General features: G+C 45.9%; 15 protein-coding genes. 10 read left to right on the top strand and 5 right to left on the bottom strand.

From position 1 onward, the window contains the following. Positions 1-71: 71 nt before the first annotated feature. Both cls and K5620_RS01065 read left to right on the top strand, forming a co-directional pair. On the top strand, positions 72-1520 hold the full coding sequence (gene cls / locus K5620_RS01070; protein WP_016399891.1) for a cardiolipin synthase: 1449 nt from the start codon (positions 72-74) through the stop codon (positions 1518-1520). A 321-nt stretch (positions 1521-1841) separates the two neighbouring features. Next, complete coding sequence (locus K5620_RS01065; RefSeq protein WP_016399892.1) at positions 1842-2696, top strand: PEP-CTERM/exosortase system-associated acyltransferase; 855 nt, start codon at positions 1842-1844, stop codon at positions 2694-2696. 66 nt (positions 2697-2762) lie between these two features. Here the strand turns inward: K5620_RS01065 and typA are convergent, their stop codons facing one another. Then, on the bottom strand, positions 2763-4583 hold the full coding sequence (gene typA / locus K5620_RS01060) for a translational GTPase TypA (RefSeq protein WP_016399893.1): 1821 nt from the start codon (positions 4581-4583) through the stop codon (positions 2763-2765). Between the two features lie 341 nt (positions 4584-4924). Between typA and glnA the strand changes: the two genes are divergently transcribed. The 4 genes from glnA to glnG all read left to right on the top strand — a co-directional run bounded on the left by glnA (position 4925) and on the right by glnG (position 9532). After that, entirely contained in the window at positions 4925-6331 is a 1407-nt protein-coding gene (gene glnA, locus K5620_RS01055) for a glutamate--ammonia ligase (RefSeq protein WP_016399894.1), read from the top strand. Positions 6332-6435: 104 nt separating this feature from the next. Next, complete coding sequence (locus K5620_RS01050; protein ID WP_016399895.1) at positions 6436-6978, top strand: DUF4124 domain-containing protein; 543 nt, start codon at positions 6436-6438, stop codon at positions 6976-6978. 49 nt (positions 6979-7027) lie between these two features. Next, a complete protein-coding gene (glnL, locus tag K5620_RS01045; RefSeq protein WP_016399896.1) occupies positions 7028-8110 on the top strand; it encodes a nitrogen regulation protein NR(II) in 1083 nt (360 codons plus the stop codon). A gap of 12 nt (positions 8111-8122) precedes the next feature. Continuing rightward, positions 8123-9532, top strand: coding sequence for a nitrogen regulation protein NR(I) (gene glnG, locus K5620_RS01040; protein WP_016399897.1), 1410 nt, complete (start codon positions 8123-8125; stop codon positions 9530-9532). A gap of 73 nt (positions 9533-9605) precedes the next feature. Here the strand turns inward: glnG and K5620_RS01035 are convergent, their stop codons facing one another. The 4 genes from K5620_RS01035 to K5620_RS01020 form a co-directional block, all read right to left on the bottom strand. Beyond that, positions 9606-10184 carry a DNA topoisomerase family protein gene (locus tag K5620_RS01035; protein WP_016399898.1) on the bottom strand — a complete coding sequence of 193 codons (579 nt, stop codon included), beginning with the start codon at positions 10182-10184 and terminating at the stop codon, positions 9606-9608. 140 nt (positions 10185-10324) lie between these two features. After that, positions 10325-10798 (bottom strand): DUF494 family protein, encoded by a 474-nt coding sequence (locus K5620_RS01030; protein ID WP_016399899.1) that lies wholly within the window; start codon positions 10796-10798, stop codon positions 10325-10327. A gap of 2 nt (positions 10799-10800) precedes the next feature. Next, entirely contained in the window at positions 10801-11904 is a 1104-nt protein-coding gene (dprA, locus tag K5620_RS01025) for a DNA-processing protein DprA (protein WP_040306592.1), read from the bottom strand. Continuing rightward, a complete protein-coding gene (locus tag K5620_RS01020) occupies positions 11905-12981 on the bottom strand; it encodes a LysM peptidoglycan-binding domain-containing protein (RefSeq protein WP_016399901.1) in 1077 nt (358 codons plus the stop codon). A 101-nt stretch (positions 12982-13082) separates the two neighbouring features. Here K5620_RS01020 and def point away from each other — a divergent pair, with 101 nt between their 5' ends. The 4 genes from def to trkA all read left to right on the top strand — a co-directional run bounded on the left by def (position 13083) and on the right by trkA (position 17324). Beyond that, positions 13083-13583, top strand: coding sequence for a peptide deformylase (def, locus tag K5620_RS01015; protein WP_016399902.1), 501 nt, complete (start codon positions 13083-13085; stop codon positions 13581-13583). A 24-nt stretch (positions 13584-13607) separates the two neighbouring features. Beyond that, positions 13608-14564: a methionyl-tRNA formyltransferase gene (gene fmt, locus K5620_RS01010; RefSeq protein ID WP_016399903.1), complete on the top strand. Its 957-nt coding sequence runs from the start codon at positions 13608-13610 to the stop codon at positions 14562-14564. After that, the gene (rsmB, locus tag K5620_RS01005) at positions 14557-15879 is read left to right on the top strand and encodes a 16S rRNA (cytosine(967)-C(5))-methyltransferase RsmB (RefSeq protein ID WP_016399904.1); all 1323 of its coding nucleotides are present in this window, start codon (positions 14557-14559) and stop codon (positions 15877-15879) included. Before fmt ends, rsmB begins: the two co-directional genes overlap by 8 nt. 68 nt (positions 15880-15947) lie before the next feature. Next, a complete protein-coding gene (gene trkA, locus K5620_RS01000; RefSeq protein ID WP_016399905.1) occupies positions 15948-17324 on the top strand; it encodes a Trk system potassium transporter TrkA in 1377 nt (458 codons plus the stop codon). Positions 17325-17326 lie beyond the last annotated feature (2 nt).

Genomic DNA, 17326 nt, shown 5'->3' with positions numbered 1-17326 from the left:
GTTTGAGTTAGCGGCTTTTTTGTGCCCTTCATGCTAAGTTATCAATAGGTTTTTTATCTAAAGGCCAAACGGTGACGAATACCTACTTATCCGACTTAGGGTTGCTCATTTATGCCTTGCTAATTGTCGCGGTGGCGCTGCAAGTAATGCTAAAGCGCCGGCCTGTGGGAATTACTTTAACTTGGCTACTGCTGATATTTGCACTGCCACTAGTAGGTATTATCTGTTATCAACTGTTTGGCGAACGTTACCTAGGGCGGCTGCGAGCCAAACGTGCTCGCTTAATGGAAACTAAGTACAAGCAAAGCGTTCACCTGTTTAATCGCTCCCCCCACGTAGTAAAACAATCCTGTTCCGATGTAGCGGAGCCGCTGAATCAACTTACCCGCCGCTTACTGGGTTTGCCAATTCTAGGGGGGAATCAACTTACCAACTTCGAAGACTCTTTGGAAACGTTAACCCAGCTCACTAAAGACATACAGCAAGCAAAATCTAGCATCTACATGGAGTTTTACATTGTTCAGCAAGGTGGGTTGCTTGACCCTTTACTTACTGCTCTAGCCGAAGCAGCTCAACGAAAGGTGAGTGTTTACTTACTGGTAGATTCGGTTGGTTCCAGTGAATTTCTTAAGTCTAGTGCTTCATCTCAGTTATTGAATGCCGGCGTAAATGTAGTAGAAGCACTGCATGCCAACCCAGTGCGCATGTTGTTACAACGTATCGACTTACGCCTACACCGAAAAATTGCAGCAATAGACCAACAGGTTGCTTATACCGGTTCAATGAACTTAGTCGACCCACGCTTTTTTAACCAACAGCGCGGTGTCGGACAGTGGATAGATCTCATGCTAAGAGTAGAAGGCCCTGCAGCTTTGAACCTACAAGCGGTAGTTGCCTACGACATAGAAATGGAAACCGGCGAAGCACTTATCGAACAGCTTGATTTGCTTTCTACTACGGCTTCGGTAGGCCAACAACGCATGCAAATAATGCCATCAGGGCCGGGTATTTTTGGCGATCACATTATTCAGCTGCTACTTACCTCGCTATACCTCGCTAAAAAACAAATAGTGCTCACCAGCCCTTACTTTGTGCCTGACGAAAGTTTACAAATGGCGCTGGTTACCGCGGCTAGCAGAGGCGTTGAAGTTAACCTGATCCTACCCGCTAGGAACGATTCATTTTTGGTCCGCTACGCAAGCCACTCTTTCTACCAGCAGCTACTAAATGCCGGGGTAAACATCTACAAATTTAACGGTGGCTTGTTGCACACAAAAAGCCTGTTAATAGACCAACAAGTTGCTCTAGTGGGGACGGTAAACTTAGACATGCGAAGTTTGTGGCTAAACTTTGAGGTGACGTCGATTATCGATGACAAATCCTATGCTGAAGATCTAGATCGCATCATGCAGCATTATCTTCAACAAAGTACACGTATTAATGCACTCGCTTGGCGAAAACGGCCAATTTACCGTCGGCTATTAGAGAATATCATCCATATATTCAGCCCATTGTTATAGAAACCTGCAATCAAAAGCTCTAGTCGGACCAACTCAAAAACGCATAAATATGCACCAGCATTCGTTTCCGCCCCCACTATTCCAAACCCTCTCGAATAGCTAAAAGTGTTACACAGTTCCCAGCAAGGCTAATCGCACTACAATATGCCAATAAAATGAATAAGGCTTTCATAACACCAAATATGCGCTAGGACACATTTGTAGACAATAACCATCCATAAAAAGTGACTAAATTCATAAAAACCACTCTAATTGATAATAATGTAACTATGGTGAATGACTAGCCTTGCTAGACATTTAAGGGACTAATTAGGTTTACTTGTGAGTTATCAACAACCCAGTGCAATTGCTCCTAGAAAATTGCAATTATCAGCATCGTCAGTAAAGCAACTAGCTATACAGCATCAAGCGGACGAACTCGCGCAACGTTACCAACGTTACTTTCAAGCCAGTATTGCGAGCAATCAGGAAGAGGTAACCAAAATCTATCAATTACGGCATCGCGTTTACTGCGAAGAGTTTCAGTTTGAGCCAAGTAATAACCAGCAAATGGAGCGCGATGTTTACGATAGTTATTCCCATTACTGCCGAGTTCAGCACCTTAACTCCGGCTTAGATGCAGGATGCCTAAGAATGGTTAGCCCCAGCAAGCAGCAAAGCATACCTTTGCTAGACACTGGCCAATCAGTGATTAGTCATCAAGAGCTACACCCCGATAACTTTGCTAAAGAGAGCATTTGTGAAGTATCGCGGGTGGCCCTAGACACCCAGTTTCGTCGCCGAAAAATCGATCTCAAAAATGGCGCTGCACCAGCTGGAGCGGGTTTAAGCGTATTTAGCCAAAAGGAACTGCGAACTTTTCCCTATATCACTATGAGCTTGTATTTAGCGGCATCAATTGTTGCCGAGCAGTGCGGAATAAAACATGCGTACGTAATGGTTGAGCCCAAACTTGCTCGCAGCCTTTCTATGTTCGGCATTAAAATGACCAGAATTGGGCCAAATATCGATTATCATGGCATCCGCGCGGCTTACCATATTACGGTCGAACGTTTCCAAGAACACTTACCGCTGTTATATCAACCCTTGTTTGAACTAATAAAACAAACGGTCAACCCCAGCCCTGCACTATTAGCGAGCACTAATCAGTTAGATGCTGTGAGCCAGAATAGATAGTTACTTCAGGTATAAACATGCAATAAAAAAGGCAGCCTAGGCTGCCTTTATAAATCTTAGTTCACCTTAAGCTTTAGGCGGGCGAGATGCACGTTTACGCTCATTCTCAGTTAAGTGGCGTTTACGAATACGGATGTTCTCTGGTGTTACTTCTACCAACTCATCGTCATCAATAAACTCAAGCGCTTGCTCAAGGGTCATTACGATTGGCGGCGTAAGTACTTGCGCTTCATCGGTACCAGATGCACGAACGTTAGTTAGCTGCTTACCTTTCAAACAGTTTACTGTTAAGTCGTTGTCACGAGCGTGAATACCCACAACCTGACCTTCATAAACTTCATCAGCATGCTGAGTAAACAAACGGCCACGCTCTTGAAGGTTAAACAAGGCGTACGTTAAGGCTTTACCGGTTGCATTAGAAATAAGCACACCATTTTGACGCTGACCAATTACTCCACCTTTGTGTGGACCGTAATGATCGAACGTATGGTAAAGCAGACCAGAACCTGAGGTTAAGGTCATAAACTCGGTTTGGAAACCAATCAAACCACGTGATGGGATCATAAAGTCCATACGAATACGGCCTTTGCCATCTGGCGCCATGTCAGTTAGCTCGCCTTTACGCAAACCAAGCTGCTCCATAATGCTACCTTGATGCTCTTCTTCAACATCAATAGTCACTACTTCATAAGGTTCTTCTAACTGCCCATCTACAGTGCGCAGAATTACTTCTGGGCGTGATACCGCTAGCTCGAAGCCTTCGCGACGCATGTTTTCAATCAAAATACCTAGGTGTAGCTCACCACGACCAGAAACACGGAACTTATCTGGATCATCAGTCTCTTCAACACGTAGCGCAACGTTATGCACTAACTCTTGTTGTAAACGCTCAAGAATGTTTCGAGAGGTAACGTACTTACCTTCTTTACCAGCAAACGGAGAAGTGTTTACTTGGAAAGTCATGGTTACGGTAGGCTCATCCACTGACAAGGCAGGCAATGCTTCTACATTGGTTTGATCACAAATGGTGTCAGAGATTTTTAACTCGCCTAAACCAGTAATAGCGATGATGTCACCGGCGTTAGCTTCGGTTACTTCATGGCGATCTAGGCCTAAGTAACCTAATACTTGACCCACTTTCCCGTTACGGGTTTTACCATCGGCACCCACAACAGTGATTTGTTGGTTTGGTTTAACACTGCCGCGTGATACACGTCCAACACCAATAACACCAACATAAGAGTTGTAATCAAGCTGAGAGATTTGCATTTGCAAACCTTCGCCTTCTTTCGCTTCAGGTGGAGCAACGTTATCAACGATAGCTTGGAACAACGGTTCCATGTTATCAGTTTCTACGCCTTCTTCTGAGCTAGCCCAGCCGTTTAACGCTGATGCGTAAACCACTTGGAAATCTAACTGGTCATCGGTAGCACCTAAGTTATCGAACAAATCAAATACTTGGTCCATTACCCAATCAGGACGAGCACCTGGCTTATCGATTTTGTTGATTACCAGAATAGGTTTTAAACCTTGAGCGAAGGCTTTCTGAGTAACAAAACGGGTTTGCGGCATTGGGCCTTCTTGGGCATCTACCAACAACAATACAGAGTCAACCATAGATAAAACACGTTCTACCTCACCACCGAAGTCGGCGTGTCCAGGGGTATCTACGATGTTGATGTGGTAATCGTTCCACTCAATCGCCGTGTTTTTTGCCAAAATGGTAATACCACGTTCTTTTTCAAGATCGTTTGAGTCCATTACCCGCTCTTCAGCATCACCACGCGTTTGTAGGGTTCCAGATTGCTGCAGTAATTTGTCTACCAGGGTAGTTTTCCCGTGGTCTACGTGAGCAATAATGGCGATGTTTCTTAACTTATCTAGCACGGCTTTCAGCCCTTTTTATTGTGAGGTAAAAGTAAAAAGTGCGCCATTGTACATATAAACGGCAAATTCTCATAGTTTTAAGTTGATCACGGTTTTTCCGCTACCCAATTAGGGTATGATAGCTAAGGCCAAAAACTCACTGCACCAAAATGGACAAGAATAGCACCAACAAAGTGCAAAGCTCTGCACTAAATTGATGCCTAATCAATTTTTAGCCATTAAAATCAGCACCTTATGTGTTGGCATAGTTTTAGCTTGATGCAACACAACCACGATTATTCGTATAAATAACTATTAAATCGATTGAACCATCAATTTTGATGACACTGGAGGTTAAAAACATGTCTGCAGAAGTTTTAGCTTTGCTTAAAGAGCAAGAAGTTAAATTTGTTGACCTACGCTTTACTGATACTAAAGGTAAAGAGCAACACGTATCTATTCCATCTCACCAAGTTGACGAAGATTTCTTCTCAGACGGTAAAATGTTTGATGGCTCTTCAATCTCAGGTTGGAAAGGCATTAACGAATCAGACATGGTATTGATGCCTGATCCAGCTACTGCTGTATTAGACCCATTCACTGAAGAAGTTACACTAAACATCCGTTGTGACATTCTAGAGCCTTCTACAATGCAAGGTTACGACCGTGACCCACGTTCTGTAGCTAAGCGTGCTGAAGAGTACATGCGTTCTACTGGTATTGCTGATGCAGCATACTTTGGTCCTGAGCCAGAGTTCTTCTTGTTTGACGATGTTAAATACAAAACTGACATGTCAGGTTCTATGTACAAAATTGATGCTGATGAAGCATCTTGGAACTCAGACAAGCACTTCGAAGACGGCAACACTGGTCACCGTCCTGGCGTTAAAGGCGGTTACTTCCCAGTAGCTCCAGTTGATTCTTCACAAGACCTTCGCTCAGCAATGTGTCTAGTTCTTGAAGAAATGGGTCAAACTGTTGAAGCTCACCACCACGAAGTAGCAACAGCTGGTCAGAACGAAATCGCAACTAAATTCAACTCTATCGTTGAAAAAGCCGATGAAACTCAGGTTCTTAAGTATGTTGTTCATAACGTAGCTCACGCTTACGGTAAAACAGCAACCTTCATGCCTAAGCCAGTTGTTGGTGATAACGGTAGCGGTATGCACGTTCACCAATCAATTTGGAAAGACGGCGAAAACTTATTTGCTGGCGACCTATACGGCGGCCTATCTGAAACTGCATTGTTCTACATTGGCGGTATCATCAAGCACGCTAAAGCCATTAACGCTTTTGCTAACGCTTCAACTAACTCTTACAAGCGTTTGGTACCAGGCTTCGAAGCGCCAGTTATGCTAGCTTACTCAGCGCGTAACCGTTCAGCGTCTATTCGTATCCCAGTAGTACCATCGCCTAAAGCGCGTCGTATTGAAGTACGTTTTGCGGATCCAACAGCCAACCCATACTTAGCATTCTCTGCAATGTTGATGGCTGGCCTTGACGGAATCAAAAACAAAATCCACCCTGGCGACGCTATGGACAAGGATTTATACGACCTACCTGCAGAAGAAGCGGCTGAAATTCCACAAGTGGCAACTTCACTTGAAAATGCACTAGCTAACCTAGATGCTGACCGTGAATTCTTAACTGCTGGCGGCGTATTCAGCAACGATTACATCGATTCTTACATCGCATTGAAATCTGCTGACGTTGAGCGCATCAACATGACAACTCACCCACTTGAGTTCGAATTGTACTACAGCGTATAAACAAAACGTTACACGGCTTAAAAAACCCGCTTTAAAGCGGGTTTTTTTATTGCTTTTCAATACGTTTTTGCCCACCTTTAGCAAGTTGAATGGAGGAATTATTAATGAGCAAATGGTTTGCTATAGCTTTATTAATCAGTGGCGTAGTCTTTGGTGCCCAAGCTGCTGACAAAATTTACCAATGGGTTGATCAGGATGGTGTAACGCATTTCTCAGACCGCCCTCAGGTTGGTGCCACTGAACTCAAGGTAGACGTTGCTCCGCCAGCCACTGAAGGCCCTATTGTGACACCGCGTACCCCACTGAAAAAGAAACAAAAGCCAATTCAGTATCAAGTGAACATCACTAGCCCGAGCCATGAGCAAACCATTCGTGATAACGAAGGCAAGATCTCAATCAGTGCTAGCTCTACCCCGCTTCCCTTAAACAGCATGGGCTACAAATTGGTGCTTGACGGCGTGCCACAGGGGCAAATCACTAAAATGGGTAGCTTCCAGCTCACCAACATTGATCGCGGCGCCCATACAATTCAGGTGCAGCTAGTTGATGATTCAGGCAAGGAAATTGCATCGTCTAAGCCCATAACCGTATTCTTGCACCGCGCTAACGCATTTGGCGCTGGAGCGGCCGCAGCAGGGGGAGGCTAATTAGTCACTCTCTGCTTTTTGAGGTTAAACTCAGTGCAGGAGCACCAAAATGGTGCGCATCATTCAGGAGAGAGTAGTGTTAGATATTTCTGGGCTCGAGCGCTTAGTATTGGAAAATCAAGTAACTGCCATAGTGCTGCTTGATGCAGAGCTAAAGATTCAATACGTTAATGCTTCAGCCGAACAACTACTCGGTCAAAGTGCTAAGCGGCTTATAGATGAGCCGCTGGCCACCCAAGTAAAACATAGCTCACTGGACCTTAGTAAACTAGGCACTGTGTGTAGCTCTGGGCAAAGTTTTACCGATAATGAAGTGACCTTGGTTTTCGATAGTCATCATGCGCTGGTTGAGCTTTCTGCTACGCGCATCAACAACCAAAACCAAAATTTACTGATGCTGGAAATGCGTGCCATTGGCCAGCAAAAGAAGATCTCTCAAGAGCTTTATCAACACGCCCAGCAACAAGCAGCGAAAGAACTGGTTCGCGGCTTAGCTCATGAAATTAAAAACCCGCTTGGCGGCTTGCGTGGCGCAGCGCAGTTGCTGGAAAAAGAGTTAGTTAACCCAGAGCTAAAAGAATTCACCGGCATTATTATTGAGCAAGCTGACCGCTTAAGAAAACTGGTTGATCGCTTGCTTGGTCCACAGCGCCCAGGCTTGCATGAACTGCACAATGTGCATTCTGTACTCGAGAAAGTACGCCAGCTGGTTAAGCTTGATCTACCAGAAGGCATTAGCGTTGAGCGTGACTACGACCCCAGCATTCCAGATTTTGAGATGGACCATGAGCAACTGCTACAGGCTTTCCTCAATATTGTTCAAAATGCCGTTCAAGCCTTGGGAGAAAAAGGCGGGAGTATCAACATTATTACCCGTACCGCTCATCAAGCAACAATTGCCGGCCAACGCTTTAAATTGGCTGCAGAAATCAGAATTATCGACAATGGACCAGGCATTCCAACCGAACTGCTCGATACCCTTTTCTATCCAATGGTAACTGGGCGAGAAGGTGGTACTGGTTTAGGATTGTCTATTGCACAAAATTTAATTAATCAGCATAAAGGGAAGATTGAATGTGCCAGTTGGCCAGGTCATACCGAATTTACCATTCACCTTCCTCTCAGACGTTAAGGAAGTACTAACATGGCAGCAACAATATGGGTCGTTGATGACGACAGCTCCATTCGGTGGGTGTTAGAAAAAGCGTTAAAGACTGCGGGTTACGACTGCTTGAGTTTCGCCGACGGTGAAATGATGCTTCAGCAGTTAGATTATGAACAGCCCGACGTAGTGATCTCAGACATTCGCATGCCTGGTATGGACGGTTTGAGCTTATTGGAAAAGATCCAAAGCCATTTCCCTGAGATGCCGGTTATTATTATGACCGCTCACTCAGACCTAGATAGTGCTGTTAACGCTTACCAGCGCGGCGCTTTTGAATACTTACCTAAGCCCTTTGATATCGATGAAGCGGTGGCCTTAACCGAGCGCGCAGTAACGGTTTCTCGTGAGCAAAAAGGCAATAAAGCAAATAACAAACCTAGCTCGCCAGCGCCAGAAATCATCGGCGAAGCGCCTGCAATGCAGGAAGTCTTTCGCGCCATAGGACGCTTATCTCGCTCGAGTATCTCGGTGCTGATTAACGGACAATCAGGTACCGGTAAAGAGTTGGTAGCCCACGCGTTACATAAACATAGTCCTCGTGCCAGCGGCAGTTTTATTGCGTTAAACATGGCGGCCATTCCAAAAGATCTTATTGAATCAGAGCTATTTGGCCACGAGAAAGGCGCGTTTACTGGCGCCAACAACATCCGCCATGGCCGTTTTGAGCAAGCCAATGGTGGCACCCTGTTTTTGGATGAAATTGGCGATATGCCGCTGGATATTCAAACCCGCTTGTTACGTGTTCTGGCCGATGGGCAGTTCTATCGCGTAGGTGGCCATTCACCAGTGCAAGTCGATGTGCGAATCATCGCTGCTACCCACCAAAACCTTGAGAAAAAAGTAGCCGAAGGCGACTTCCGCGAAGACTTATTCCACCGCCTAAACGTAATTCGTATTCACTTGCCGTCGTTATGTGAGCGCCGTGAAGACATTCCGGCTTTAGCTAAGCACTTCTTAGAAATAGCCGCAAAAGAATTAAATGTAGAAAGCAAATTACTGCACAAAGATACTCAACGCTTTATGATGCAGTTAGCGTGGCCAGGTAACGTTAGGCAACTAGAAAACGTTTGTCGTTGGTTAACTGTAATGGCCAGTGGCCAAGAAGTACTACCAGCGGACCTGCCACCAGAATTGAGCCAACCAGTAGTGGCAGAAACAGGTGAAACAGCCGATGCTAATTGGCGTTCGCTGTTAAAAAGCTGGGTTTCTCAACAGTTAGTCTCCGGCCAAATAGACATTCTTGGTGAAGCAATGCCTGACTTTGAGCGAATCATGCTAACTACCGCCTTAGAGCACACTCACGGTCATAAACAAGAAGCAGCTAGGCTTCTGGGTTGGGGGCGCAATACTCTCACCCGCAAACTTAAAGAGCTAGACGTGGAAGCCTAGAGCACGACCAGTAGCAAAAAGGAGAACAATGAGTTCTCCTTTTTTGTATGAACGCTTACAACTACCGATATTGCTATATCTCCACCAAAGGCGCGCTTTTATAGCTGCAGGATTTTTGCGGGCAAACTTCTCGCTTACCAGCTGCGGTTTTCTTAATGACTAATAACTTCCAACCACAATCCGGGCAAGGCTTGGCGATAGGCTGGTCATTCACTGCATAGGAGCATTTAGGGTAAGCGTTGCAGGCATAAAACGTTTTACCATAGCGGGATTGTCTCGCGGCTAGCTTCCCCTTATTGCATGATGGGCAGTTTATTTCAGGCGTGCTTTGTGCCTGCGGTTGAGCCGATTCAATATGCTGACAGCTAGGAAATGCACTACATCCAATGAACATGCCGTAACGCCCTTGGCGCAGCATTAACTCTTCACCGCATTCTGGACACTCTGTCCCAGGCAGTACTTTATCCAAAGAATGATCTTGCTGGTGCAAAGCTCGGCTATAGTCGCAGCTCGGATACTGGCTGCAGCCTAAGAAGGGACCTGATTTACTATTTCGATGCTGCAGCTCACCGCCACATTTAGGACAAACATCGTATTCTTTTTCTAAGGCGTGTTCGTGGGCAGAAAATAACTTTGGATCTATCTTTGACATGCTGACACCTCGTTAAACTTTGCTAAGCATAACAAAATGGCGCGAATAGGCTATTGATTCGACGCAAGCACAGCCTTTATCGAAGCAATAATTGGTGCACAGCCCTAATTGCAGCGCACCTTTTATCGTTGAGTCAGTGTTTAATGCAGCGGACCATCACCCAAATCGAATAATAACTCTTCCATTTGCTGATAAGCCGACTCACTGCCTGGAACATTAAATAGCACCATTAAAATGACCCATTTTAAATCTTCCAGTTCTAACTCTGGTCCATCAAGTTCCATTACGCGGTCAATTACCATTTCGCGAGTTTCCGCATTAAGTACCTTCATCTGCTCTAAGAACAGTAAAAAGCCTCGGCACGGTACGTCCAACTTGGCGATTTCTGGTGCGGTATACACCCGTAATGAGGGAATCTCAGAAGGATTTAAATAAGGCTGTTTGTCGCTATCTTGCAAAGCTGCAAGCTGCTCCAACCAATCTAGTGCCTTATAGATTTCTTCTTTATGAAACCCTGCGCGACTGAGCTCTTCTGTAAGCTCATCGTGATCCATCAACAGCTCTACATCACTATGAATGTAGGTTTCGAACAGATACATGAGGATATCAAACATAGTTAGTTCCTCCTCAGCTTGACGTAACCACCTGGCACAACGGCCACAACACCCAATATCTCTAACTCAGTTAACTGAGCCAGTACAGCATCAACAGGTTGTTGAGTGCTTAAGACTAAGTCATCAATTGTTGTAGTCTCATAAGCTACGTTATCCAACAATTGCCGATAAGGCAAATCTTGTTCTTGCATATTTTGCTCCACCGCATGCAACGGTAAAGCTGTTTGCCCAGAAAAAACGCCTAACTCTTCTATTATATCGACCGGACAAGTCACCAATTTAGCTCCTTGTTGAATCAAATGATGACAACCGGCATGTAAGGGATCATCAATAGAACCCGGCATAGCAAATACATCACGGCCTTGTTCAGCAGCGTAATTCGCAGTGAGTAAAGAGCCACTGGGTAACCCCGCTTGCACCACTAAGGTTGCCAAACTTAAGCCACTAATAATGCGATTACGTCTTGGAAAATGATTGGCTTTGGCGGCTGTACCGGGCCAAAACTCGCTCACGATTGCGCCCTGTTCACTGATTTGATGCGCTAGCGCCTGATGACGCTTTGGATATACCCTATCTAAACCCGTTGCCACAACCGCAATAGTGGCATCAGGCTTTGCTATCAGCGCTCCTTTATGCGCGGCTGCATCAATTCCCAACGCCATACCACTAGTAATGGTGATCCCTTGCTCTGCAAGTTGCTGAGCAAAACGCTTGGCATGATTTAATCCCGAAACACTAGCATGACGACTCCCGACTATTGCTAGCTGAGGTTTATCTAACAGTGCGGGATTACCACGCACAAATAGCAACAGAGGCGGGCGTTGGATATTGCGTAAGCATTCCGGGTAGCGTGGATCAAAACACCCCAATAAATGGCAATCGTTTTGTTCAAGCCAGGTTAGTGCTTGTTCAATGCGCGCCTGTTTGGGTTGCAGTAGTGCAGAAATTTGCGGAGGGCTAAATTGCCAAGCAGCCAATTGGCTGGCATCAGCAGCAAATAACTGCTCGACACTGCATTGGCTTAAAGCAGCTTGCAAACGTGCCGTCGAGAAACGGGGCACGCCTGCAAGTTTAAGATATTGAACTACCGATAAATTCGGTAGCAACTATAGGTTCTCCACCAAATAGTGTGGGCGAAGAATAACTTTACTATCGGTAATAATCGCGTAGCTCAATTTCTCATAGCTCTTAAATACCATCAGCTCACCCACTTTCTCATTAGGCAGCGATACGCGCTCGTCATCGCTATTAAAGGCACGGTCGAAGTGATTAGCGGTTTCTTCGTAAGACTTGCGTCTTACTTTATCAATCATCACTTTACCTGGCTGCGCCACGGCAAACATATCACCTGGGGCCACGTTATCGCGAGTACCTTTGTTTATCACCACTACATCGTAACGGCTCATTACTGAGGTATCAGTTGCAGCAGAAAGAATGTAGCCACTGCTTTCCAACTGTTTGTTATTTGGAATGAAATAAGCAGGCAAACGATCTTGGTCTGGTAGCTCCAGCATAATATCGCCTTGGCGAATTTCTTTTAATACCTGCGTCACCTTAAACTGAGTGATGTTGTCTTCATGCTGGCGCTCAGACACCCCAACACCAATAAAGTTAAGCACCTGGCCTAGCTCTTCTTTAGTTTCCGGATCATAGTATTTATCCGCAACACGATATATTCCGTAGTATTGGCCTGGCTTAGTTTCACCACGAGCATACATTGCACGACCAATGGCAATACGCGACTGCGCATCATTGTCACCAAGCACGTAAGGTGCGCCTTTCAGCATATCTTCATCGGCAATGTGGTCATGTGATAAAAATGCGCTAATTGAGGCCAGAGGCACAGTAGGAATAGGGCTAGCCTTTTCTTCAATGCGTGCCTTAGGTGTTACTTTTACAATACGCTTACGTACTAAACGAGGCTCACCGTCTTCATAAACTAACGATAAACGATCACCTGGATAAATCAGGTGCGGATTCTCAACTTGTGGGTTGTATTGCCACAAGCGCGGCCAAAGCCACGGAGAATGTAAATACAAGGCAGAGATATCCCATAAGGTATCGCCTTTTTTCACAACATAGACTTCGGGAAAATCCTCCTTTAGTTTCAGTGTGTCAGCAATAGCACCTCCCACTAAAAACAACAAAGAGGCCCAAAGCCAAACTAATTTTTTCCCTTTCATAGTGTCTCCCAGCGACATCCCTATATCCAAAGCTGTTTTTTAGTCACATAAATGACTAGAATTACCGACAATCTACCAAAACCTGATTGAAGACAGAAGTTATGGCTGTACTTGAAGTATTGCGTTTTCCTGATGAACGCCTGCGTACTATAGCGCAACCCGTTAATAATATTGACGATAAAGTTAAAACTATAATCGAAAACATGTTTGAAACCATGTATCAAGAGGAAGGAGTTGGCCTAGCTGCGACACAGGTCAACATTCACCAACAAATTGTAGTGATTGACGTATCAGATACGCGAGATCAACGACTTGCGTTAATTAATCCTGAAATCATCGAAACTGATGGCGAAGCATTAAATGAAGAAGGTTGTTTATCGGTTCCTGAATATCGTGCCCAAGTGCCAAGAGCAGAAAAAATCAAAGTGAACTCTTTGGATGCCGACGGTAACGAGCAAATATTTGAGGCTGAAGGCCTACTGGCTATTTGTGTGCAACACGAACTAGACCACTTAAAAGGTAAATTGTTTATCGATTACTTGTCGCCTCTTAAGCGCCAACGAGTAAAAACCAAACTCGAAAAACTTGCTCGTCGCAAGTAAGCAACCACAAAGGTACAACACAGCATGACGCCATTGCGGATCATATTTGCCGGCACGCCGGATTTTGCGGCGCGCCATCTAAGCGCATTAATTGCCAGTGACCACCAAGTCGTTGCCGCCTACACCCAACCAGATCGCCCGGCGGGTCGCGGTAAGAAGCTGCAAGCTAGCCCGGTAAAGCAGCTAGCGCTTGAGCACGGCATTGCAGTTTTCCAACCAGAAAACTTTAAGAGCGAAGAAGCACAGCAGCAGTTAGCCGCGTTAAACGCCGATTTGATGGTTGTAGTGGCTTACGGTTTGCTACTTCCTCAAGTTGTTTTAGATACACCGCGTTTAGGTTGTATTAATGTGCATGGTTCTTTATTACCCCGCTGGCGCGGAGCGGCACCGATTCAGCGCTCAATTTGGGCTGGCGATAGCCACTCGGGCGTGACCATCATGCAAATGGACATTGGTTTAGATACCGGTGACATGCTGTTATTAGATGAAGTTGAAATCGCCAAAAATGAAACCAGTGCATCACTGTATGACAAACTGGCCGAAGTAGGCCCGCATTCACTGGTTAAAGCTGTAGAAGGTTTGGCCAACGGAGCGTTGAGCGCTACACCGCAAGACGATAGCCAAGCAAATTACGCCAAAAAGCTTAGCAAAGCAGAAGCCTGTATTGATTGGCAACAAGATGCCGAATTTATCGAACGCTGCATTCGCGCCTTTAATCCTTGGCCAATGAGCTACTTCACCCTAGCAGATAAAAACATCAAGGTATGGCAAGCCAGCGTACAGCAGCACTCTGGCCAACAAGCTCCAGGCACTATCATTGCGGCAGATAAACACGGCATTGTAGTGGCCACTGGCAAAGATGCATTGCGCCTTGAGCAAATTCAAATCCCAGGTAAAAAGGCCTTAGCCGCCGCTGACGTACTAAATGCTCGAAAAGAGTGGTTTGAACTTGGTACTAAGCTGGAGAGTGCTAATGGCTGAACAGCCAAAAAATAAGCAAATAAATGCCCGTGCAGCCGCTGCAAACATTTTGTATCAAGTAGTAGACCAAGGCCAGTCACTAAGCCAAATGCTGCCACGAGTATTGCCTCAAGTAGTAGCGCGCGATCACGCCTTGGTAAAAGAGCTATGTTTTGGTGTGCTGCGTTGGCTACCGCGTTTTGAAGCGGTTTTGCAACAGCTAATGGATAAACCGCTAAAAGGCAAAATCCGTAATGGTCACTTTTTGCTAATGGTTGGCTTGTACCAGCTGTTCTATATGCGAGTGCCAGCTCATGCTGCGGTGTCGGAGACTGTATCCGCCACCAGCCAGTTAAAACTGCATAGCCTAAAAAAACTGGTAAATGGTGTATTACGCAATGCCGAACGCCAACGCGAGCAATTAGAGCCCCAGCTAACTGCCAACGATAGCCTAAAATATTGCCACCCGAGCTGGATAAGCAAACGTTTAAAAGCCGCTTATCCTGAACAATGGGCGCAAATACTCGAAGCTAATAACCAACATGCTCCAATGTGGATAAGGGTAAACGCTCTACAAGGTGAACGCGATACTTACCAAACAGAGCTTGCGGCTTTAGAGATCGCCAGCCAAAGTTCCACTCTGGCGCAGCAAGCCTTATGTTTAGACAAAGCACAACCCGTGCATAAACTACCTCGTTTCACCGAAGGTGCATCTTCGGTGCAAGATGGCGCCGCGCAAATGGCAGCCAGTTTATTGGATGCGCAGCCCGGTGAGCGTGTATTAGATGCCTGTTCTGCACCAGGCGGTAAAACTTGTCACATTCTAGAACTACAACCGGCATTAGCTGAGCTAGTTGCGGTAGATACCGAACAAGCACGCTTAAACCGTGTAACAGAGAATCTTGAGCGAATAGGTTTAAAAGCTACTTTGCATTGTAACGATGCCAGCAAACCAGAACGGTGGAATGATCAGCCTTTCGACCGGATTTTGTTAGACGCCCCCTGCTCGGCCACTGGCGTTATTCGCCGCCATCCCGACATCAAATGGTTGCGCCGTGATAGCGATATTGCAGAGTTAGTGAAGCTACAAAAAGAAATCTTAGAGGCACTTTGGCAGCAGCTAAAACCAGGTGGAGTTATGCTTTACGCGACCTGCTCGGTGTTGCCCGACGAAAATAGCCAGCAAATTGCGGCATTTTTGCAACAAACCGCGGATGCTGAACTGGTGCCAATTAACCAAGATGAAACAGCAACTCAACCTGGTTGGCAACTTTTACCCGGCAACAATAACATGGATGGTTTTTATTATGCTCGACTACGGAAAACCCTTCCTTAGGCTTGCCTTTCACGCCATCAAGAGTAACACTAAAAAATAGCAATAAACGCTTAAGGTATTGTTAGCAAATGAAAATCATTATTCTTGGAGCGGGCCAAGTAGGTGGCACGTTAGCGGAAAACCTCGTGGGTGAGAAATCAGATATCACCCTGGTAGATACTAACCAAGACCGCTTGCGAGAGCTGCAAGATAAGTTTGATTTACAGGTTGTATTTGGTCATGCCGCCCACCCCAGCGTATTACGTGAGGCGGGTGCGCACGATGCCGACATGTTAGTCGCGGTAACGAACAGCGATGAGACCAATATGGCGGCTTGCCAGATTGCTTACACACTGTTTAATACGCCAAATAAAGTGGCGCGAATTCGCTCTGAAGAGTTGCTCGCCGAGAAAGAGGCACTGTTTTGTAATGAGGCGGTTCCGCTCGACCACTTGATAGCGCCCGAACAACTGGTTACCGACTACATCAGCCGTTTAATTGACTACCCTGGCGCATTGCAGGTGATGCAATTTGCCCGAGGTCGAGTAGGTCTGGTAGCGATTAAAGCCTACTACGGCGGTCCTTTGGTAGGTAATGCCTTATCGGTATTACGCGACCACATGCCCGATATTGAAACCCGAGTAGCAGCAATTTTCCGCCAAGGCCGCGCAATTCGCCCTCAAGGCACCACTGTGATTGAAGCAGATGATGAGGTGTTTTTTGTAGCAGCCAGCGACCATATTCGCAAAGTAATGGCCGAATTGCAGAAGCTTGAGAAACCCTATCGGCGCCTAATGATTGTTGGCGGCGGTAACATTGGCGCCGCGCTAGCTAAGCGCTTAGAAAGCCAATACAGCGTAAAACTTATCGAACGCAACCAACGCCGCGCCGAGCAACTGGCAGAAATGCTAAACAATACCATCGTATTTTGTGGTGATGCATCCGACCAAGAGTTGCTCAGCGAAGAGAACATCGAACAAGTTGATGTATTTATTGCGGTAACTAACGATGATGAAGCTAACATCATGTCGGCCATGTTAGCCAAACGCATGGGCGCTAAAAAAGTGATGGTGCTAATTCAACGTGGCGCTTACGTAGAGTTAGTACAAGGCGGCACTATCGATATTGCCATCTCACCGCAGCAAGCGACTATCTCAGCCCTGCTTACCCATGTTCGACGTGCCGATATCGTAAATGTTTACTCACTGCGCCGCGGTGCAGCCGAAGCCATTGAAGCCATCGCGCATGGCGATAGTAATACATCAAAAGTGGTGGGACGAAGCGTTGGTGAGTTAAAGCTTCCTCCCGGTACAACCATTGGTGCAGTAGTGCGCGGTAACGATGTGATCATTGCCCACGACGATACGGTGATTGAGCAAGATGACCACGTAGTGATGTTCTTAGTGGATAAGAAATTTATCCCTGAAGTTGAGCGTTTATTCCAGCCTAGTCCGTTCTTCCTGTAGGT

Origin of the sequence: Agarivorans albus, from assembly GCF_019670105.1 — a bacterium.
GTDB classification, from domain to species: domain Bacteria; phylum Pseudomonadota; class Gammaproteobacteria; order Enterobacterales; family Celerinatantimonadaceae; genus Agarivorans; species Agarivorans albus.
The sequence above is the reverse complement of the archived record's forward strand: the minus strand, read 5'-3'. Positions and strand labels throughout refer to the sequence as shown.